General features: G+C 43.3%; 21 protein-coding genes and 1 tRNA gene. 7 read left to right on the forward strand and 15 right to left on the reverse strand.

Annotation, left to right across the window (positions count from 1 at the left end; genetic code table 11):
- Positions 1-4 precede the first annotated feature (4 nt).
- Positions 5-1,120 carry a non-hydrolyzing UDP-N-acetylglucosamine 2-epimerase gene (wecB, locus tag DNL43_RS00655; protein WP_056983175.1) on the reverse strand — a complete coding sequence of 372 codons (1,116 nt, stop codon included), beginning with the start codon at positions 1,118-1,120 and terminating at the stop codon, positions 5-7.
- 239 nt (positions 1,121-1,359) lie between these two features.
- On the opposite strand from wecB, the gene DNL43_RS00660 reads away from it, so the two are divergent.
- From DNL43_RS00660 to DNL43_RS12035, 3 genes are read left to right on the forward strand one after another with little or no spacing between them, the layout of a single operon-like run.
- A complete protein-coding gene (locus DNL43_RS00660; protein WP_056983177.1) occupies positions 1,360-2,307 on the forward strand; it encodes a glycosyltransferase family 2 protein in 948 nt (315 codons plus the stop codon).
- A 1-nt stretch (position 2,308) separates the two neighbouring features.
- Positions 2,309-2,737, forward strand: a complete 429-nt coding sequence (locus DNL43_RS00665) for a GtrA family protein (protein ID WP_054769447.1) — start codon at positions 2,309-2,311, stop codon at positions 2,735-2,737.
- A gap of 14 nt (positions 2,738-2,751) precedes the next feature.
- Positions 2,752-2,898: a hypothetical protein gene (locus DNL43_RS12035; protein ID WP_162259780.1), complete on the forward strand. Its 147-nt coding sequence runs from the start codon at positions 2,752-2,754 to the stop codon at positions 2,896-2,898.
- 64 nt (positions 2,899-2,962) lie between these two features.
- On the opposite strand, the gene DNL43_RS00670 is transcribed toward DNL43_RS12035, so the two are convergent.
- Both DNL43_RS00670 and DNL43_RS00675 read right to left on the reverse strand, forming a co-directional pair.
- Positions 2,963-3,628 carry an amino acid ABC transporter permease gene (locus DNL43_RS00670; protein ID WP_054769448.1) on the reverse strand — a complete coding sequence of 222 codons (666 nt, stop codon included), beginning with the start codon at positions 3,626-3,628 and terminating at the stop codon, positions 2,963-2,965.
- A 14-nt stretch (positions 3,629-3,642) separates the two neighbouring features.
- Positions 3,643-4,482, reverse strand: coding sequence for a transporter substrate-binding domain-containing protein (locus tag DNL43_RS00675; protein ID WP_095344809.1), 840 nt, complete (start codon positions 4,480-4,482; stop codon positions 3,643-3,645).
- Positions 4,483-4,791: 309 nt separating this feature from the next.
- Between DNL43_RS00675 and DNL43_RS00680 the strand changes: the two genes are divergently transcribed.
- On the forward strand, positions 4,792-6,162 hold the full coding sequence (locus DNL43_RS00680; protein ID WP_056983179.1) for an MFS transporter: 1,371 nt from the start codon (positions 4,792-4,794) through the stop codon (positions 6,160-6,162).
- A gap of 94 nt (positions 6,163-6,256) precedes the next feature.
- Here the strand turns inward: DNL43_RS00680 and DNL43_RS00685 are convergent.
- The 3 genes from DNL43_RS00685 to DNL43_RS00695 form a co-directional block, all read right to left on the reverse strand.
- A tRNA-Arg gene (locus tag DNL43_RS00685) sits at positions 6,257-6,329 on the reverse strand.
- A gap of 53 nt (positions 6,330-6,382) precedes the next feature.
- Positions 6,383-7,675, reverse strand: a complete 1,293-nt coding sequence (locus DNL43_RS00690) for a DEAD/DEAH box helicase (RefSeq protein ID WP_056983180.1) — start codon at positions 7,673-7,675, stop codon at positions 6,383-6,385.
- Between the two features lie 24 nt (positions 7,676-7,699).
- The gene (locus tag DNL43_RS00695) at positions 7,700-8,701 is read right to left on the reverse strand and encodes a Gfo/Idh/MocA family protein (protein WP_054769004.1); all 1,002 of its coding nucleotides are present in this window, start codon (positions 8,699-8,701) and stop codon (positions 7,700-7,702) included.
- Between the two features lie 152 nt (positions 8,702-8,853).
- Here DNL43_RS00695 and DNL43_RS00700 point away from each other — a divergent pair, with 152 nt between their 5' ends.
- Positions 8,854-9,195 (forward strand): DUF4828 domain-containing protein, encoded by a 342-nt coding sequence (locus DNL43_RS00700; protein ID WP_095344810.1) that lies wholly within the window; start codon positions 8,854-8,856, stop codon positions 9,193-9,195.
- A gap of 43 nt (positions 9,196-9,238) precedes the next feature.
- Here DNL43_RS00700 and DNL43_RS00705 read toward each other — a convergent pair whose 3' ends face one another.
- Positions 9,239-9,997: a GH25 family lysozyme gene (locus DNL43_RS00705; RefSeq protein ID WP_056983182.1), complete on the reverse strand. Its 759-nt coding sequence runs from the start codon at positions 9,995-9,997 to the stop codon at positions 9,239-9,241.
- A 35-nt stretch (positions 9,998-10,032) separates the two neighbouring features.
- Positions 10,033-10,878, reverse strand: a complete 846-nt coding sequence (locus tag DNL43_RS00710; RefSeq protein ID WP_095344807.1) for a MurR/RpiR family transcriptional regulator — start codon at positions 10,876-10,878, stop codon at positions 10,033-10,035.
- A 297-nt stretch (positions 10,879-11,175) separates the two neighbouring features.
- Between DNL43_RS00710 and gntK the strand changes: the two genes are divergently transcribed.
- Both gntK and DNL43_RS00720 read left to right on the forward strand, forming a co-directional pair.
- Complete coding sequence (gene gntK, locus DNL43_RS00715; protein ID WP_056983187.1) at positions 11,176-12,738, forward strand: gluconokinase; 1,563 nt, start codon at positions 11,176-11,178, stop codon at positions 12,736-12,738.
- A gap of 33 nt (positions 12,739-12,771) precedes the next feature.
- Entirely contained in the window at positions 12,772-14,133 is a 1,362-nt protein-coding gene (locus DNL43_RS00720; RefSeq protein ID WP_056983188.1) for a gluconate:H+ symporter, read from the forward strand.
- 92 nt (positions 14,134-14,225) lie between these two features.
- On the opposite strand, the gene DNL43_RS00725 is transcribed toward DNL43_RS00720, so the two are convergent.
- The 7 genes from DNL43_RS00725 to DNL43_RS00755 all read right to left on the reverse strand — a co-directional run bounded on the left by DNL43_RS00725 (position 14,226) and on the right by DNL43_RS00755 (position 20,039).
- A complete protein-coding gene (locus tag DNL43_RS00725) occupies positions 14,226-14,768 on the reverse strand; it encodes a biotin transporter BioY (RefSeq protein WP_054769006.1) in 543 nt (180 codons plus the stop codon).
- Between the two features lie 71 nt (positions 14,769-14,839).
- Entirely contained in the window at positions 14,840-15,832 is a 993-nt protein-coding gene (locus DNL43_RS00730; RefSeq protein WP_056983190.1) for a biotin--[acetyl-CoA-carboxylase] ligase, read from the reverse strand.
- Positions 15,833-15,857: 25 nt separating this feature from the next.
- Positions 15,858-16,616: an enoyl-ACP reductase FabI gene (gene fabI, locus DNL43_RS00735; RefSeq protein WP_054769007.1), complete on the reverse strand. Its 759-nt coding sequence runs from the start codon at positions 16,614-16,616 to the stop codon at positions 15,858-15,860.
- Between the two features lie 27 nt (positions 16,617-16,643).
- Positions 16,644-17,414, reverse strand: coding sequence for a carboxyltransferase subunit alpha (gene accA / locus DNL43_RS00740; protein WP_056983192.1), 771 nt, complete (start codon positions 17,412-17,414; stop codon positions 16,644-16,646).
- A complete protein-coding gene (locus DNL43_RS00745) occupies positions 17,404-18,249 on the reverse strand; it encodes an acetyl-CoA carboxylase carboxyltransferase subunit beta (protein ID WP_056983194.1) in 846 nt (281 codons plus the stop codon). Before DNL43_RS00745 ends, accA begins: the two co-directional genes overlap by 11 nt.
- On the reverse strand, positions 18,230-19,609 hold the full coding sequence (gene accC, locus DNL43_RS00750; RefSeq protein WP_056983196.1) for an acetyl-CoA carboxylase biotin carboxylase subunit: 1,380 nt from the start codon (positions 19,607-19,609) through the stop codon (positions 18,230-18,232). Before accC ends, DNL43_RS00745 begins: the two co-directional genes overlap by 20 nt.
- Before the next feature lie 13 nt (positions 19,610-19,622).
- Positions 19,623-20,039 (reverse strand): 3-hydroxyacyl-ACP dehydratase FabZ family protein, encoded by a 417-nt coding sequence (locus DNL43_RS00755; RefSeq protein ID WP_056983198.1) that lies wholly within the window; start codon positions 20,037-20,039, stop codon positions 19,623-19,625.
- Positions 20,040-20,043 lie beyond the last annotated feature (4 nt).

Consider the following 20,043-nt stretch of genomic DNA (forward strand, 5'->3'; position numbering starts at 1 on the left):
CAAATTATTGATTAAATTGTTCCTTAATCGCATTAAGGATTCTGGTCGATGCGTGGCCATCTCCGTAAGGATTCTTGGCTTCTGCCATCTTTTCATATTCTTTGGGATCATCCAATAAACGTTCCATTTCACGTTTGACAACTTTGGGGTCGGTTCCCACAAGTCGAAGAGTGCCGGCCTTAATGCCTTCCGGCCGCTCAGTCGTATCACGCAAAACCAATACCGGCTTTTTCAATGATGGTGCTTCTTCTTGAACACCACCGGAATCAGTCATGATAAAGAAGCTTCGGGCTGACATGTTGTGGAAGTCCAAAACATCCAGCGGTTCGATCAAGTGAACGGCTTTAACACCATCAAAGACTTCGTGGGCAACTTTCTGAACTGCCGGGCTCAGATGAACCGGGTAGACAACTTCCACATCGGGATGGCTGGCAAGAACTTCCTTAATCGCCTGGAACGTCCGTCGCATCGGTTCACCCTGATTTTCACGACGATGCATTGTCAACAGAATCATCTTGGAGTTTTCTTTTAATTCATCGAAAACAGAATGCTGATAATTCTCAGTAACGGTTTGTTTTAACGCATCAATCGCGGTGTTGCCAGTCACATAAATGTTTTTATCAGGATGGTTTTCTTTAAGTAGATTATCCCTGCTTAACGATGTTGGGGCAAAATATAAGTCTGCCAAGACATCGGTTAACTGACGGTTCATTTCTTCAGGGTATGGTGACATTTTGTTCCAAGTTCGCAGGCCGGCTTCAACATGGCCGATTTTAATCTGGTGGTAAAATGCACTGATACTGGCAGCAAATGTTGTTGTCGTATCACCATGAACCAGAATAATATCCGGGTTGGCTTTCTCAATAATTGGATCCAGTTCGCTAATCACCCGAGTTGTAATATCACTGAGTGTTTGGCCCTTTTTCATGATATTTAAATCATAATCAGGCTTGATATGAAAAACATCCAGGACCTGGTCAAGCATTTCCCGATGTTGGGCAGTTACAACCGTAATTGGCTGAAATTCATCCAAATGCTGCTGCATAAGTAAAATAATTGGTGCCATTTTAATTGCTTCGGGACGAGTCCCAAAAATGGTCATCACTTTAATAGTTTTCAATAGTTCAATCCCCCTTGTATGTGATTAATTATATCAAATATGACGAGAAACTTAATACCTACTTAACTTTGCAAAAATTAGGATATGGTATAATCTGTTAGATGTTCATTTTTTTACATAGACTAACTGGGGGAAATCTCTCAGTTACTCATTAAGCAGAATGGGTCCAAGCGGATTCAAGCTTACCAATAATAGATTGCAAAAGCAAAGTCATAAACAAAAGTACTGGAGGAAATATTTTGAAAACGATCAGTCTAATTGTTCCTTGTTATAATGAGGAACCAACGGTTGAACTTTTCTATAACACGACAGAAAAAGTATTCGATAAATTAAACGCATCCCATGAAGAACATTATCAGCCAGACTACCTGTTCATTAACGATGGCTCGGCAGATAAGACATTGGATGTCATGAGGAAACTCAACTCCCAGCATCCAGACGAAGTCCATTATATTTCATTTTCAAGAAACTTCGGTAAGGAATCGGCGTTTGCTGCCGGCCTTTCCAACGCCCATGGTGATTATGTTGCGGTAATGGATGTTGACCTTCAGGATCCACCTGAGTTACTGCTCCAAATGGTTGATATTCTTGAAGACCCTAAACAGGATTATGACGTTGTCGGCTGTGTTCAAACCAGTCGGAAGCAAAATCCAATCCGGGCTTTTCTTTCAGCAAGCTTCTATAAAGTCATTAACAAGATGTCAAAGGTTCAGATGAAGCAAAATGTCCGTGATTATCGTCTGATGAGCAGACAATACGTTGACGCCATTTTGAAACTGCCTGAATATAATCGTTTCAGTAAAGGCCTCTTTTCATGGGTTGGATTTAAAACCAAATACTTGGAGTATGAAGGGGTTCCCCGGGCAGCCGGTGAAACTTCATGGTCACTCTTCCAGTTGTTTGAATATTCCATGGAAGCAATCGTCGATTTCTCTGACGTCCCATTAAAAATGGCAACGTTTGTTGGAATCCTAACCTTTATTTTATCGATTATCGGCCTTTTTTTCGTTGTCATCCGGGCAATGTTCTTCGGCGGATCGGTTAACGGCTGGGCCTCAATGGTTTCAATCATCTTACTATTAAGTGGTGTCCAACTCTTCAGTTTGGGAATTTTGGGAACCTACATTGGAAAAATTTATTTGGAAACCAAACACCGTCCAAAATTTGTGATTGCGGAGAAACGTTAATATGATTAGTCAAATGAAGAAGCTGTATGATAAATATCAGGAACTAATTGCTTATGCATTTTGGGGTGTTGCAACGACAATCGTGAATGTTGCTGTCTTTGCAGCGCTTCATTTATGTACCAGTTGGAATTATATTATAAATGCCTCTATTGCCTGGTTTCTGAGTGTCTTGTTCTCTTACCTGACAAATAAAGCATATGTTTTTCACTCCCCTTCGAAGTCGTTAAGAAGTGATTTTATCGAAATGGTTTCTTTCTTTGGTGGAAGAATTGCAACTTTGCTACTTGAATTTGTTATGCTGTGGATTGGAATTACACTAATGCACCAAAATCAAATATTAGTAAAAATTCTCGAAAATTTAGTTGTGATCGCCATTAACTATTTCTGGTCAAAATTATTAGTTTTCAATCATAAAAAGCAAGCCAAGTAAGGATGGTGAACAAATTGTCAAAATTAAACAGACAAACCCTCAGAGAAAAGCGCCAAGAATTTCCAAAAGGCTATTACACCAAAGCTGATGGATTTAAATTATTGGCAATCGCAGTTGTCATGGTTGCCGTTCTAGTAGTCATCGCAGAATATTTAATGTAATCAAACCAATATAAAAGGACCGGTAAAATCGTTTTGATTTTTACCGGTCCTTTTTTGATATGCGCTAGTTTGCTAATGCCCGTTCCAGTTGCGTTTGCCCAACGGTCATCAACCAGCAGAAGAAACAATAAATGACGGCGATCGTAATATAAATTGTCATGTAATCCTGGTTTGCCCCGGCAACAATCTGGGCATCCATGAACATTTCACTGACGGTAATCATTGCCGCCAACGAAGTCCCCTTGAATAAATCCAACAAGATATTGCCAAGCGCGGGAATGGCAATCTGGAAAGCCTGTGGAAAAACGATTTTCGAGATCACCTTCCGGTATGGCAGGCCAAGCGAATACGCTGCTTCCCATTGACCGTGGTCCACCGCGCTAAACGATGACCGGTAAACCTCCGAGACAAAGGCACTACAGTTGATCGTAAAAGCAATCACCGCCGCAGGAAGAGCATCAGCCCGAAAACCAAAGTAAATGATAAAGAGTAATACCAGCATCGGAACTCCCCGCATAAACGAAATAAACGCCCGTGCCGGATAATGCAGCATCTTGTGATGGCTTAGCTGGGCCAATGTCAAAAACAGGCCTAATATCAGCGACAAAACAAAACTAATCGCCGTTAATGCAATTGACATTGGAAAGCCAGCCAAGATTCTCGGAATGGAACGAAATGCCAGTGGTGCATTAAAGAAATTTGGAATCGACAAATACTTAATTATATCCAATATCCACGCCCACCTTACTTAATCGTAAAGGTCTTGGAAATATGAACATGTGGCTGTTTAGTTACATCTGCATGATAATACTTCTCTGAAAGTTTCTTTAAAGTACCGTTTTTCTTAAGTGTTTTAAGGGCATTATCAACCTGTTTTTGAAGCTTGGTGTCACCCTTCTTCATCAAAATGCCAACACCTTTACCATCCTCATTGGTTCTAAAGTACATATTTGGCAGGATCTTCAAAGTATTGTTTGGAACGGCAGCTAAAGCTAATTTTTGCAGATAATAATCGTTCATGATCAGATCGGTCTTACCGCTTTCAACATCTTTCAAATAAATATCATTTGAAACGTTGTTGTAGTTAACGGTTTTTGCGCCCAGTTGTTTTGCTAAACGCTGGTAACCGGTTCCGGCTTCCCCGGCTGCTTTTTTACCTTTAATATCAGCCCAGGAATGAATTCCCGAATCACCCTTTTTTCGAACAACAATGCTATTAAATGAATGTTTGTAAGGTGTCGATACCGCAAACTCTTTGGCTCGCTGTGGTGAAACAGCAAAATCATTTGCGGCCATGTCTGCTTTACCGGTCTTAACAGCAGTTTCCTGGCCATCAACATTCATTTCTTTAAAAACAACTTTTCTCCCCAACTTCTTGGCAACAGCACGGACAACTTCGACGTCAAAGCCAGTCAACTTATTGGTCTTTTGATCATGGAACGATGTGGGATACAACGTACCGGATGTTGCAACAGTGAGTGGCCCTTTATCAGCCGATTTCTTTTGACCACAGCCGGTAACGATCAAGCCCAGAACAGCAAACAATCCAAGTAACATTAACCAACGAAATTTAATTCTGCGCATAAATTGTCAACCTCCTAAAGTTTTTGAACCATCATCATTATAGGCATGTGAAAGCGATTTCACAAGCATTAGCATTTACTTGTGTAATATTATAAATATGACTAACATTTTAATAAAAATACAGTTAACAGGAAGCCCGATGAATCTTTTTATGCTTGCTTGAATTGCCGTAATATCAGCCCTTATAGCACTTACTATTTTATCTCCCATTAATAACCCCCTTGAACCATGCTCATATCAGCATATAATAAATATATTTGGAAATGCCGTTAATCACTCGTGAAAAACAACCGAAATGGAGGACTATTGATGGATTTAAAAGAGAATCAGGCACAAGCTAATGCAAAACTGCCAACTCTGGAAAAGATCAGTTATTCGTTTACCGATATGGCCGGAAATCTGCTGTACGTCAGCATGTCTAGCTACATCCTTTACTTTTATACGGATGTTTTTGATATTCCAGTATCGGCTGCCGGAATGATCATTTTGATTGCCTGTATTGTTGACGCGATCAGTGCAATCTTTTGGGGATCGATCGTTGACCATACCCATACAAAATGGGGTCAAAGTCGGCCGTACTTCTTATGGCTGGCAATTCCATTTGCGCTGAGTACATTTTTGGCCTTCACCGCGCCTAATCTGCACGGTGTCGTCAAACTTTTGTACGCCGGGATTACATATGTCTTAGCTGCCGGGGTTATCTATACCGGTATTCAGACCACCATTTCAGCCATCCTGCCAAATTTGACCCTCAACCCCACCGAACGAATTGGCGCCAATTCTTACCGGATGGTTGGAAGTTTGATCGGATCATTTATCACTAGTACCTTCACATTGCCCCTGGTCGCCTTCTTTGGCCACGGAAATGATAAACAAGGCTTCATGATTGTCATTGCCATATTCGGCGTGGCAGCAATTTGTCTATTGATCACGGCCTTCAAAAATATGCGCGAAAGAGTGCCGGTCAGTCAAAAGTCACTCCCCTTTAAGCTAAGTCTGAAGGCCACCGTTGGAAATGCTCCCTGGTATTTACTGGTCATTTCCTTTGCCACCTTCTGGATTGCCCAGGCGGACCGAAACAGTTTTTCAACTTATTATGCCAAATACAATCTGGGAAACGCGGAACTAGCAGCCGTGTTCAATGGCCTGCAGGTTCTCGGAATCATCTCCAGTATTTCCGTTCCCTTCATCGTCAAGATTACCAACAAAACGGCTACCATGCTGATCGGCTTGGCAATTGGTGCTATTGGGCAGGCAATGATGGCATTTGTTGGCGGCAACTTCATTCTCGTCATTATCGCTTGGTCAGTTGGGGTTCTTGGATCCGCATTGGCAATGGCCATGCCATTCGCAATGCTCGCTGATACCGTTGATTTTGGCGAATGGAAAAGCGGCATTCGAGCTTCAGGATTCCTCACGGCCGTTGGAAGTGCCTTTTGTATTCAACTTGGATCAGGCTTCGGTAGCTTTATTCCTTCCAAAATATTGAATGTTGCAGGATTTGTTGCCAATAAGACACAAACTCATCAAGCATCGTCAGCCATCAGTTTTTGTTTTATCTGGTTGCCGGTCATTATTTACGGAATCGTCGCATGCATCATGATCTTTTACCGAAAATATGAAAAAATGGAGCCACAAATCAAAGCTGATTTAATGGCCCGTGCTGAAAAACGAAACTAATTGTGCTTAATATAAAAGCAGAACCAGAATGATCATCTCAACGATGACTTCTGGTTCTGCTTTTTTTACTTATGAATCCCCACATTCTTGATAATGACCCCACCCGGACTCGAACCGGGATCAACCGCTTAGGAGGCGGGTGCCCTATCCAGTTGTGCTATGGGGCCAAAAACACCTGCACTACAATTTTCTCATTTATCCACAATGCTGTAAAGAGAAATTATCCTTTGGTTCGCTTGTAGTGCATCCCCTTACGCTTGGAATGCTTATGTTTCTTTTTACCCTTTGGCTTTGGAGCAGCAGGTCTTTTCGCAGGCTTCTTCTTGGCATCAAACTTCTTTTCTACCGCACCGTTGGACTTGGATTCAGACGCTTTTTCTTCTTCATCCAAATTAACCGGCGTTGTTGGTCGCGTGTCAGACAGTTGATTACCGTCAAAAAAGATATTTTTCAACTGATATCCGTATGGTTTAACCAACTTCTTGATATCTCTCAGGTCATGATCGTCACCCATGTTGATGACCATCCCATCTTGATGCATGCGGCCGGTTCTGCCGACCCGATGAATATAGGTTTTCGGATCAGACGGTAAGTCAAAGTTGACGACGACCGGTAACTTTTCGATGTCCATTCCCCGAGCGGCAACGTCGGTTGTCAGTAACAGCCGAATCTTACCATCCCGAAAATCTCGTAACGCCTTTTGACGGGAAGTTTGGCGCTGCTCACTGGTTAAAGTGGCGGCTTCTTTAATGTGTCGATGCATCAAAAAGCCGGCGACCTTTTGGAGTGTATCCAGTTGATCAAAGAACACCAGTGCTTTGAAATCCTTCATGTGAAGAAATCTCAACAGCATCTGCTCTTTTTTACGATTGGAAACTTCCAAAAGGGTGTGCTTTACTTCCCCTCTGGTATCGTCAATGTCGGAAACATCGTACGTTTGAATGTCTTGAATAAACCAGCGATTGATGTGTTCCAGAAGGTCATTTTTAGTCGCTGAAAAGAATCCGAGGGAAACATCATCCGGAGCCAAATCAACCAGTGACCTGATTGAAGCCAGCGTATCCTCACTCAACAAATTGTCAGCTTCATCAATGACAATGGCTTTAAGCGAATCCAATTTTAATTTACCCAGATCGATCAAATTCATAATTCGACCGGTCGTCCCGACAATCACGTTGGGATGCTCTTTAAGCTTGTCCTCTTGCCGGTTGATATTGGCACCACCGATGATGCCTTGAACGGACAAGCCAATCAGCTTTCCCCATTCCAACAGCACTTTTTGCGTCTGCATGGCCAACTCGGCAGATGGTTCGATGACTAATAATGCCAAACCATCTTCAGGCTGAATATTTTCAAGTAACGGGAGCGCAAACGCAACCGTCTTGCCGGATCCGGTTGGGGCTAATCCCAAGACACTTTTACCATCCTTTAACGGCTGATAAACAGCTTTTTGGATGGCTGTCGGTTTTTTGTAGCCTAACTTGGCTGCATGTTCTTTAAATTCTTCTATCACAATGGGTCTCCATTTTCTATTGATTTACTTGTGTTCACCCACAAATGAAATATGGGCGTCTTGTCGAAGGTTATAAATCACTTTATTGACATAAACACTCAGTTGACGCCAATAGTCATAATCCTTCTTATTTTGTGGAATCTTGGGATCGTTAATCACTCTGGCAAAATCTTCTACTTCTGGAAGCATGGGATTTTCGTCGATAGTGTTGCCAATCACCTGTTTATTATTGTCATCATCGATATAAATGACCGTGTTAAGCTCACCAGCATCATCAATCTCAATTAAATCCTTCAGACCATATATTTCTGAGGTCATATGCGAATTGGTGATCTTGGAGAAGTTTAAAGTCACATTATACTCCGGATAACGTAAAATTGCTGTACCCTTTCCGTCAACACCGGTTCTAATCAGCTGTGGGAAATAAGCAGTTTCTTCAGGCATCCCAAATAGGGCAACAGCATCGTAAACCGTGTACACACCCAAATCCTGCAGGGCACCTCCGGCATACTTCAGTGAAAAGACATTTGGCTCCTGGCCTTTAAGAACCAGATCATACCGGGAAGAATATTTCGAGTATGTAAACTCGGCGCCCTGAACTGTCTTAAAATCACCCAACTTCTCTTCAATCGAGTGGAAGTTTTCCGTGTGAATATTTCTGGCAGCTTCAAAATACAAAACGTTGGGATTGTGAATCAGCAGCTCTTGAATTGTGGCCATTTGCTTTTGCGTGCTAAATGCCGGCTTTTCAACAATCACATTTTTACCATTTTGAATGGCTTTTTGTGCCTGCTCGAAATGCAAACTGTTTGGCGATGCAATATAAACCGTGTCAAAATCACCCTGAGTGAAAAATGAATCTAAATCCGTAAAGGTTTCTTTAGCACTGTTTTTATCCGCAAAAGCTTTGGCTGTCTCTTCATGTCGGGAATAAACAGTCGTTAACTCAAACTTCTGTGACAATTTGATTGCGTCAATAAATTGCTGGGTAATCCAGTTAGTTCCAATTATACCTAACTTAATCAATGTGATAACCACCCTTCTTTAATTAAATTGTAACAAGCTTTTAACCCAATGAAAACGAAATCAGACACTCTCTGTTATATTTATCAAGTATACTTAGTGTCTAATATGCTTAGGGGGATGATTTTTTGCGCAAATGAAGTTTATTGATTTTTATGGTGTCCTTTTTAATTAGTCTTTTTCATACGAAAAAAGCACCTAAGAATCAGCCAGATCCTGCAGATCCACTGTTTTTCGTAGGTACCTGGCAATTTAAGGATCACCGTAACCGAATCCATCGGTTGGAAATTGGTCCGGATTTGAAATTATTAATCGATGGCAAAGATATGTCAGCCAAGGTTTCATTGTTAACCAGATATGAGTTATCATACATTGATAAATTTGGTTACAAATTGGAAATTCGTGGAAACGAATCTCAACCAATCAAATTCTATGACGAATCCGAAAATTACACCTATGATTTGCATTCAGCAAACGACTCAAAGATTGCTGATTAACGAGACCTGACATTCGTTAGGCCTTTTTTGTTTGCTCAAATCCCTAGTCAACATATCGATGCCACTCTGAGCGATTACCGTTGAAAACAGACATTGGCAAAAAGACCAGCTGTCTGTCCAACCTGAAGTCTTTCTTGCTGTCCGCTTGAATAAAGGTCGCGTCGGCATTTGGTTTACCGATCCGACCGTTTGTCAGCCAGAATTGCGTCTTCGAGTTGGCCGTCAACTTAAGGCTCTTGATAATTTGCTTGGTAGCAGAAATCACCACCGGCCGTTTATAGTAGTTTCGCAATAACGCTGAAAGGTAGCGAACTTCTTTGCTCGCTTTTTTCCAGTGAATCGACGATTGATTAAAGCTCCCATAATATTGAATTTGGATACAGATTGGCAGACTCCCGGTATTGTATTTAACCTGACGGACAAAGTTTTTGAACTGCGCAGTCGGTGAACTTGTAAAACTGAAATAATGGTAAACACCGATTGGCAGCTGGGAACCCTGGCTGCGTTGGAAATTACTCGTAAAGCTGTCGTCCGTGTATGCTGCTCCCTGAGTGGCTTTCAGATAGACAAAGCTGATCCCTTTGTTCTTCAAACTTTCGAAATCAATGTACCCGTTATTTTGGTTGATTGTGACCCCACGGATTGGGTACTTTTTAAGCTGTTCATTTTCATGCCAACGAATTAACAGAAATCCTGAGATAATCACCAGGATCACCAAAAAAATGCCGAGACCTACCCTTCGAGTGCGCTTTCGGCGCTGGTAAGTTTCAGCATATATTGGTTGAATGTCTCTTCGCTTCATATAAAAGTCATCTCAGTTACCCGACAGCTAACAAATTAGCTGCGAGTGCTCTCAATAATATTTTGAACGTTGCGAATCGTATCTTCAGTTGCCGGTCCCATTCGAACCGTTGCCATCATAAATAACGTGTCCACAATGGCCAACTGGGCAAGAAGCGAATACATTCCTTCTGAACGGTAATTTGATTCATCACTGGATGAAATAAATGTAATGTCACTGTGAGCGGCAAGTGGTGAATCCGGATAACTGGTAATTCCAATTACCGGTACCTTCCGCTTCTTTAACGTTTCTGCCACCTTCAGGGTTTGTCGGTTCTTCCCTGAATGTGAAACGACGATTGCGCAATCTTCCTCACCTAATTTTACAGCTTGCATCAACTGTACGTCAAAGTCAGGATAATAGAAACACTCAATCGAGGTTCGGAGAAATTTGTGGTAACCATCCAACGCAGCGACTGACGAACCGCCAAGGCCGAATAGCCCCAGACGACGGCAGTGAATAATTCTTAATACTGCGCGAGCAAATTCGTCTTCATCAATGCCGGCGCGGGTATCTTGAATTGCCCGTTGACTGCTGTTGAAAATCTTGTCAGCAATTGTCCCCAAAGAATCATTTGCATCAATATCTTTAAAGATCGGCAAATTCTGCGGCCGTAACTGCGTATATGCCAAAGCTAACGTGAACTCACGAAAATTACCATAACCCAATGTCTTCACTAATCGAGACACTGAAGCTGTCGAAGTTTCGGTGACGGCTGCTAAATCTTCAATGTTTGCTTCAGATGCTGCTTGAGGGTTTTCCATCACGTACTTGGCAATTTTCTTGTTGGTTCTGCTTAACTCATAAAATGACTGTTTTAATAATTGAACTGGCGAGCTCATAATGATCACCTTTCATGTTGTGTAAGTGTCTTATTTTCATCAATGTAAATATTTTACAACAAAATCCTTGCATTGTGAAATTGTTTTTCATATAATTGTGTTTGCGTTTACAAAGACAGGAAATTCAAGGGTCAAAATGTTTGAAGTCTCCTGCTTATAATGATATTTTTAGTTAGAAGCGGTACCGAGCCAATTCTTCGTCAACAGACATTTGGTTAACGATGCAGCTATATTTTTTGCAATTATTTGAAAGCGCTTCGGCCGTTGCTTAACTAATACAGAAGGGAAGTTATTTACATGGATTATACGCTAGGTGTTGATATTGGAACAACCAGTGTTAAAACCGTGCTCTACGATGTTAAGGGTAAGGTTCATGGATACTCCAACAATGGATATCCACTATACCAGGACACCCCTGATATGGCCGAGGAAGACCCCGAAGAAATCTTTTCAGCAATGTTTGACGGCATTACTGAACTGGTTCGGAAGGCCAATATGAAAAAAGGTGAGCTCAAAGGAATTGCATTTTCATGTGCCATGCACAGTTTGATTCTTTTGGATGACGACCATAAGCCACTCACCCGAGCAATTACTTGGGGCGACAACCGGGCCGTCAACTATGCCGACAAGCTGAAAGCAAGTCCTGAAGGCATGGAAATTTACAAACATACCGGAACACCGATTCACCCAATGACACCTCTTACCAAATTAATTTGGCTGAGAAACGATAAACCGGACTTGTTCAAAAAGGCTCGTTGGTTTGTTGGAATTAAGGAATACATCCTTTATAAATTATTTGGTGTCTTAAAGGAAGACTATTCAATCGCCAACGCAACCGGCATGTTCAACATCTACAATATGGACTGGGATGACCAGGCATTGAAGATCGCCGGCGTTACCCGTGACCAATTACCTGAGTTGGTAGATACAACCTACCAGTTAAAGGGAATGCATGAAGAATACGCCAAAGTTTTGGGAATCGATATTAATACCCCATTTATCATTGGTGCATCAGACGGTCCCCTTGCCAACCTTGGTGTCAATGCCATCAAACCCGGTGTTGTCGCCGTTACAATTGGAACTTCAGGTGCTGTTCGGGTTGTCACCGACAAGCCTCATACCGATCCAAAAGCCCGGGTATTCTGTTATTACCTTGCTAAAAACATGTGGGTGATTGGTGGACCTGTTAACAACGGTGGCGTTGTCTTCCGTTGGGTCCGTGATCAACTTTGCGCACCTGAAAAAGTAACCGCTGAACAAATGCATATTGATCCATATGACTTATTGACAGAAATTGCTGCCAAAGTTCCTGCTGGATCAAATGGCTTGCTGTTCTTCCCATTCTTAGGCGGCGAACGGGCACCAATTTGGGATGCCAACGCGCGTGGCTCATTCTTCGGATTGAACCGGACCCATACCCGTGCGGATATGATTCGTGCCGTTTTGGAAGGAATTGTTTACAACCTGTACACCGTTGCATTAGCCCTTGAAGAAGTTGTCGGCCGCCCTACCAGCATTCAAGCAAACGGTGGGTTTGCCCGTTCTGCTCTTTGGCGTCAAATGCTGACCGATATTTTCGAACAGGATGTTGCCATCCCTGAGAGTTTCGAAAGTACCGCCCTTGGTGCAGCCACTCTTGGCATGTACAGCTTAGGTTTAATTGACAGTCTTTCCGACGTTTCCAATTTTGTCGGAACCACGGTTGTCCACCATCCAAATCCAAAGAACTTCCAGTCATACCGGGAACTCATTCCAATTTATATTCGTTTGAGCCGTTCATTACAGCCAGAATATAAGAATATTGCCGAGTATCAACGCCGTCATGAGCACGATGATGAAGACGCCAAAAAATCTGATTAACGTTACGTTTTTGCATTACGAAAGGGGAAAACTATGATATTAAAGCTGCTTGCTTTGTTAATCGGAATCATCTTCTTACTGGTTCTGATTATCAAATTCAAAATTAATACCTTCGTTTCATTGGTATTAACTGCTGTTGTTACTGCGGTCATGCTGCAAATGCCTTTAGGCACGATCGCTGATTCTGTTTCAAATGGTATTGGAAGTCAACTTGGGGAATTATCCATGGTCTTTGGCTTTGGTGCCATGTTAGGGCGACTGGTTTCCGATTCCGGTGGTGCTTATATGATCGCCGAAACGCTTATCAAACGATTTGGTAAACAGCGTCTCCAGATCGCCGTTATGCTTGCTTCATTTATTTTAGGAATTGCATTGTTCTTCGAAGTTGGAATGGTTTTACTTGTTCCAATCGTATTTGCAATCGCCGTTGAAGCCGGTGTGCCAATTCTTTATTTGGGAATTCCAATGGCCGCTGCCTTGTCAGTTACCCACGGATTCCTGCCACCCCATCCAGCACCAGTTGCCATTGCGCAAGTATTGGGTGCCAACGATGGTAAAGTTCTCTTGTTCGGTTTTGTCATTGCAATTATTGCCGCTTATATTGCCGGACCACTGTTCTCAAAGATGGCTAAAAAGTATGCACCAGCTGCCTTCGAACGTAAAGGTAACCTTTCTTCAATTGGTGAAGTTAAACAATTTACACCAGAAGAATCACCATCCTTTGGCCTTTCAGTATTAACCGCCCTCTTCCCAGTTATCTTACTGGCGATTTCAACCATCTATAAGATGACTGTTAACGGTGGGGTTGAACCTAAGAACCCAACCACGATTGATTCAATTGTGGAATTCATCGGTTCACCAAGTATCGCAATGTTAATCTCATTGTTCTTTGCAATGTATACAATGGGCTGGGGTCGTAAACGAAGCACTGCTCAAATTATGGAATCACTTGAAAATGCCGTTAAATCAATTGCCATGCTGCTCTTGGTTATTGGTGGTGGTGGTGCCTTCAAGCAGGTCCTGATTGACGGTGGTGTTGGTAAAGCCGTTGCTCAACTGTTTATTGGTTCACCAATCTCACCATTAATCTTAGGCTGGTTGGTTGCCGTTGTTCTCCGAATCGCTTTGGGTTCCGCAACTGTTTCGTCATTAACTGCCGCAGGAATTGTTGCCCCACTGATGTCACAAGCCGGAGTTGACCCGGCACTAATGGTTCTGGCTATTGGAGCCGGTTCACTTGCCGCATCTCATGTTAACGATGCCGGCTTCTGGATGTTCAGAGAATATTTTGATTTGACTGTTAAACAAACATTACAGACATGGACCGTTCTGGAATCGATCATTTCAGTTGTCGGAATTGTAATGGTAATGGGATTGAATCTGTTGTTCCATTAAAAAGTATGTATGATCTTAAAAAAGGCTGGAGCAAAGTCAAAACTTTGCTCCAGCCTTTTTCGTGTCCTTGGCCGACTTTTTATATCTACCCGTTAATCCTGGGAAACAACGCGATTGAGCATCTTCATTCGAACAGCGACCAAATACACCGCGACGGCTTTGATCGTGTCACCAGGGATAAATAAAAGCCCCGAGCCAAGTGCGCCGACTAACGAAATTGGCGTCACCATCCACAGCCAGACCTCTCCAATGACGTTTACAATCAATACTCCCGGCACCCAAATGCCAATCAGCTGTCCCCATGAGTGGCTCATAAATGGCCGTGACAGGCTATAACTAATCATGAGAGGAGTTATTAGCCAACCCAGCAAATAGCCTGCTGTGGGCCCAATAAAGACTGCTGGGCCTGCTTGACCGCCACTAAGGACCGGGAAACCCAGAAATGCCAATAATAAGAATCCACCAACCGCAATGGTTCCTTTGCGAGATCCCAAAACAATTCCAGCCAGCATAATCCCCAAATTCTGCATCACGATTGGAACGGGAATCACGCCAAGGGGAATTGGCGGAATTATTCCCAAAACGATGATGACCGCCACAATTAGGGACGTTTGAACCAACTCCTTGATCTTCATTGCCACTCACCTTTCAAAAAAAAGCGGTTAACCAGGTTTTACGCCTCAATTAACCGCCAATCCATCATAAATTAACCCTGATAAGAATTACCAGGGAGATAAACTTTTGTCACTTCTCCACTTGAAACTGTCTTCATCTCACCGGTTGCCAGTTTAATGACCAAGGCCCCGTCAGATGTAAAGTGATCAGCCAACCCGGTAATGGTTTGATTGCCCATTACGACTTGAATCTTTTTTCCCAGCGTCTCGGATAATTTCGCGTACTCTGGAAGAAACTGACCACTTGCATAGGTTTGATACATATAGAAGAACTGGTCGATAATCCCAGCCGCAATCCGATTCTTATCAATCGACGTGCGGTTCACAATTGCACCAGCTTTATGGGCAATCTTCGTTGGAAAATCGGCTGAATCAATGTTCAAGCCAATCCCGACAATCACATTTTCGTGCAGACCGTCTTCCAAACTGGAAATTGTCTCAGTTAAAATGCCACCGCATTTCTTGTTATGAACCAAGATATCGTTCACCCATTTAACCCGAAAATTATCGTTGGGGAAGAACTGCTTCAAAGCACGAACGACACTGACCGCTGTCCCAGTAGTGATTAAGCCCGAATGAATTGTTTTGCGATTCTGCAGCGGGATAAGAATGCTCAGGTAAATGCCACCATCGACGGGTGAGTAGAAATGTCTGCCCAACCGGCCGTGGCCTTTGGTTTGAGTATCGGCGACAAATACCTGAGGACCGTCAAAATCGTGACTGCTGCTAAACTGTTTTGCATAATCATTGGTTGAGGAAATACTTTTAAAAGTATGGATGGCCACGGGAATTGTCGTGGTTCGATAATGATTAATCACCGCAACGTCAAAAGATTGGGACTTTTCATAAGCATACCCCAAGCCCTTCTTAGTCGTAATCAAATGACCGCACTGTTCCAGCTTTTGAATATTTTTATAAACGGCCGGTCGGCTAATGGCTAACTTTTTGGCCAGTTCGTTTCCCGACACAAATCGACCGCCTGCATTTAACAGTGCACTTAAAATTTGAGCTTGATGATTTACCATTGTCCATCCCCCACTTCGATTTCCCTTAGATCAGATGCACACCTTTATCGACGTATACCACGTCACCAGTCATCCCGGTTGACAGGTCACTCATCAAGAATGCCGCAACGTTTCCAATCTCAGCAGTTGTCACACTCTTTTGGTCAACTGTCCGTGATTCGGATTCCTTCAGCAATTCACCATGATGCTTAATTCCGGTTACTGCAAGCGTCTTAACGGCCCCTGCAGAAATTGCGTTGACCCGGATACCATCGCTGCCCAAGTCTGAGGCCAAGTAACGAACGTTGGCTTCCAAGGCTGCTTTAGCAACGCCCATCATATTGTAATTAGGGATTGCCCGAGTTGAACCAAAGTAGGTCAACGTTAAAATGCTGGCCGGATCGTTCAAAACAGGTTGGGCATAACGGGCAACAGCAATCAGTGAATAAGCACTGATGTTTTGAGCCAAATCGTAGCCGTCTTTGGTTGTATGAACCAAACCAGAAGTCAGGGTTTCTTTGTCGGCATAGGCAATTGCGTGGATAACCCCGTCAATTTTGCCGTACTTGGTACCAATTTGTTCAAACGCGGTTTTCACGTTTGCATCGTCTGAAACATCACATTCAACAAGATCCAAATCATCCGGAACAAAGCGTTCCAAACTCTTTTTAATCCGGTCATTTTGATAAGTCAAAATGACTTTGGCACCTTGATCCAAGATTGCTTGGGTACATCCCCATGCAATACTCCGTCTGTTTGCAACCCCCATGATGACGATTGTCTTTCCATCTAAAAAGCCACTCATATTTGAGCCTCCAAATCTTTTCTTCAACTAAAAATTCCGATAACGTTGGTTCCTGCGTTCAACCAGTTCGTCAATTGGTAATTTGGCCAGTGTTGAAAATTCCTGGTCAAGGAAGTCCCGCAATGAACTCAAATCGTCTCCCGGCTTGTACTCATGAATAATTTTATCAATAATGCCATCTTTCAATAATGCTTCGGGAGTTAATTTAAGTTCTTCAGCAGCTTCCTGAACTTTTGAGGAATCTTTCCACATGATGCTGGCGTATCCTTCAGGCGAAAGGACCGAATAAATACTGTCTTCAAACATGAAGACCCGGTCGCCGCATGATAATGCCAAAGCACCACCGCTGCCGCCTTCACCAACAATAATGGTAACGTAGGGAACCCGTAATTGCATCCCCTGAATAATATTTTGGGCAACCGCCGAACCCTGACCGTGATACTCGGATTCAACATCTGGCCAAGCCCCTGGCGTATTAACCAACGCTAATATTGGCCGGTGAAATTTTTCTGCCTGCTTCATCAAGCGTAACGCTTTTCGATAACCTTCAGGCGTTGGGCTGCCAAAGTGGCGGGCAATATTTTCATCTGTATCGGTCCCCTTTTGAATGCCGACAACCGTAATTGGCTTGTCGTTTAACAACCCGATACCGCCAATAATTGCCTGATCATCAGCTTCCAACCGATCACCGTGCTGCTCAAAGAACTCACTGGTTAAACCGTGAATCAGTTGGGCAGTCGTAATCTTGTCCGGTCTTCTGGCAGCTTTAACCCGCTCATATGCTGTTTTATTTGCCATAGACATTCTCCTTTGTGTGGAGGGAAATCAGCCGTGTCAAAGTCTGGTTCATTTCCTTGCGCGGAACAATTGCATCAATAAAGCCATGCTTCATGACCGTTTCCGCACTTTGAAAGTCCTTGGGTGGCTTTTGCATAATCGTCTGTTCAATCACTCGGCGACCGGCAAATCCAACCAATGCGTGAGGTTCAGCCAAGATCACATCCCCCTGCATGGCAAAACTGGCAGTTACCCCACCGGTCGTTGGATCGCAAAGAACCACAACGTAAAACAAACCGGCACGACTATGTTCTTCAACGGCTCCGGAAACTTTCGCCATCTGCATCAGGGAATGAATCCCTTCCTGCATGCGAGCACCACCGGAGGCCGTAAACATCACAACTGGCAGCTTTTTACGAGTCGCTTCTTCAAACAACCTGGTAATTTTTTCACCGGTTGCACTTCCAAGGCTGCCCATTACGAAGAACGGATCCATGATCCCAACACCAACTTGTTGTTGGCCCAACGTGCCAATTCCAGTCAGGACACTTTCATTAATGCCGGTGACCTTTTTCGCTTTCTTTACTTTGGCAACGTACTTTTCATCGGTATATTGCTTAGGCACGGTCATTTGGGCATCAATTTCTTTGAACGAGTCAAAGGTAATCTTTGCCCGCCGTTTGGCTGTAATCCGAAAACCATAGCCACAATTGGGACAAGTTTTACTGCTGCCTGCTCTCAATGAAAAAAAGGTTGAGTGACAAATCGGACATTCCCGCAATACATGATCGGGAATGGCGTCCATCCGCTTAACCAGTTCTTCATGACTAGGCATATTAAACCGACTCCGTAACATGGAATCCCTCCTTGTCACTCAACACTTCATTTTGAATATAACTGGTTGAATAAGTTCCCTGGTGGAATTTATCCGTGTTAATTAAATAATCCAAGAAATCTTGATTGGTCAGGATTCCTTCAATTTCCAGTTCCCCTAAGATTCGGTTCATCTTTGCGATAACCGTGTCACGGTCATTCAAATGAACAATGATTTTGGCAATCATTGAATCATAAAATGGCGAGATAAAGCTTCCCGAAGTAACGCCGGAGTCAATCCGAACGCCCAGCGAACCTGCCGGGAAGAATAAATGATTAATTTGACCAGGTTGAGGGGCAAAGTTGTGAGCAGGATCTTCGGCGTTTAACCGACACTCCAAGGCATGTCCCTTAACGGCAGCATCCGCTTGAGTAAATGGTAATTGTTCACCCGCAGCAACTGCGAGTTGTCCCTTAACCAATTCAATTCCGGTCACTTCTTCAGTAATCGTATGTTCCACCTGAAGCCGGGTATTCATTTCCATGAAATAAAAGTGATGGTCATGATCCATCAAAAATTCATACGTCCCCGTGTTGGTATACCCAAGCTTCAGGGTTGCATTGGCGACAATTTTTCCAAGTTGTTTTCGTTCTTCCGGACTAATCAACACGCAGGGACTTTCTTCAATCACCTTTTGATGATTTCTCTGAAGCGAACAATCACGTTCCGGTAAATAAACAACGTGACCGAAATTATCAGCAATCACCTGCATCTCAACGTGTTTGGCATCACGAATCAACTTTTCAACGTAAATATCTTGATCGTCGTAGGAAATCCGGGCTTCCTGCTGAGTCTGCTCAAATGCTGAACGAAGGTCTTCAGGTCGGTCGACCTCGCGGATCCCTTTACCGCCACCACCGGCAGCAGACTTCAGTAAAACCGGAAAGCCGATTTTTTCGGCAACCTTTTCGGCTTGAGCGACCGTATTGACAACTCCTTCGCTTCCGGGAATAACCGGCACACCAGCCTTTTTCATTGCTTCACGAGCATTTGCCTTGTCACCCATCAATGAAATCAACTGATGACTTGGCCCAATAAAGGTAATGTGGCAGGTTTCGCAAAGCTCCGCAAACTCGGCGTTTTCCGATAAGAACCCGTATCCTGGATGAATGGCTTCGCAGCCCGTCAAATTCGCTGCACTAATGATCTGGGTCATGTTCAAATAAGACTCACTGGGCTGCGGACCGCCGATACAAATCGCCTCATCGGCTAAATGAACGAACAAGCTGTCTTTGTCGGCACTCGAATAGACTGCGACTGCAGTAATTCCCATATCATGAAGGGCCCGAATAATCTGGACAGCAATTTCACCACGATTAGCCACTAACACTTTTTTAAACATCCGCTCACCTCTATTACTCAACTGCAAAAATTAGATCTGCTTCACAAATTTGTTGGCCGTCACGGGTAATGGTGCCATGACCAAGGCCAATATTGTGTTTTAACTTCTTCAACTCAACTTCAAATACCAATTTGTCGCCAGGTCGGAAATCGTCTTGAAAGACCGCATTCTTAATACCGCCAAAAAAGGCGTTCTTGCCCTTATATTCAGGCATTGAAAGAATCGCCGCCACACCGGTTTGCGCCATTGATTCGATCATAATCGGCCGTGGAACAACCAAATTCCCCGCTTTTTTATTATCGAAGAACCATTCATTGATTGAAATCAGCTTAACCGCCGAAGCACTTTCGCCGGGCTTAACATCAATAAATCGATCAATCATTTGAAATGGGTATCGCTGTGGTATCACATCTTGAACTTCTGGTTTCATCTGA

This window comes from Lentilactobacillus kefiri, from assembly GCF_009739535.1.
Taxonomy (GTDB): domain Bacteria; phylum Bacillota; class Bacilli; order Lactobacillales; family Lactobacillaceae; genus Lentilactobacillus; species Lentilactobacillus kefiri.

Coding starts and splice junctions, on each gene's coding strand:
- DNL43_RS00705 (WP_056983182.1), bottom strand. CDS start 9,997: ATGAAGCGAAGAGACATTCAACCAATATATGCTGAAACTTACCAGCGC.
- DNL43_RS00710 (WP_095344807.1), bottom strand. CDS start 10,878: ATGAGCTCGCCAGTTCAATTATTAAAACAGTCATTTTATGAGTTAAGC.
- fabI (WP_054769007.1), bottom strand. CDS start 16,616: ATGAGTGGCTTTTTAGATGGAAAGACAATCGTCATCATGGGGGTTGCA.
- gntK (WP_056983187.1), top strand. CDS start 11,176: ATGGATTATACGCTAGGTGTTGATATTGGAACAACCAGTGTTAAAACC.
- DNL43_RS00755 (WP_056983198.1), bottom strand. CDS start 20,039: ATGAAACCAGAAGTTCAAGATGTGATACCACAGCGATACCCATTTCAA.
- DNL43_RS00665 (WP_054769447.1), top strand. CDS start 2,309: ATGATTAGTCAAATGAAGAAGCTGTATGATAAATATCAGGAACTAATT.
- DNL43_RS00680 (WP_056983179.1), top strand. CDS start 4,792: ATGGATTTAAAAGAGAATCAGGCACAAGCTAATGCAAAACTGCCAACT.
- DNL43_RS00725 (WP_054769006.1), bottom strand. CDS start 14,768: ATGAAGATCAAGGAGTTGGTTCAAACGTCCCTAATTGTGGCGGTCATC.
- accC (WP_056983196.1), bottom strand. CDS start 19,609: ATGTTTAAAAAAGTGTTAGTGGCTAATCGTGGTGAAATTGCTGTCCAG.
- DNL43_RS00675 (WP_095344809.1), bottom strand. CDS start 4,482: ATGCGCAGAATTAAATTTCGTTGGTTAATGTTACTTGGATTGTTTGCT.
- DNL43_RS00730 (WP_056983190.1), bottom strand. CDS start 15,832: ATGGTAAATCATCAAGCTCAAATTTTAAGTGCACTGTTAAATGCAGGC.
- DNL43_RS00720 (WP_056983188.1), top strand. CDS start 12,772: ATGATATTAAAGCTGCTTGCTTTGTTAATCGGAATCATCTTCTTACTG.
- DNL43_RS00700 (WP_095344810.1), top strand. CDS start 8,854: ATGGTGTCCTTTTTAATTAGTCTTTTTCATACGAAAAAAGCACCTAAG.
- DNL43_RS00745 (WP_056983194.1), bottom strand. CDS start 18,249: ATGTTACGGAGTCGGTTTAATATGCCTAGTCATGAAGAACTGGTTAAG.
- accA (WP_056983192.1), bottom strand. CDS start 17,414: ATGGCAAATAAAACAGCATATGAGCGGGTTAAAGCTGCCAGAAGACCG.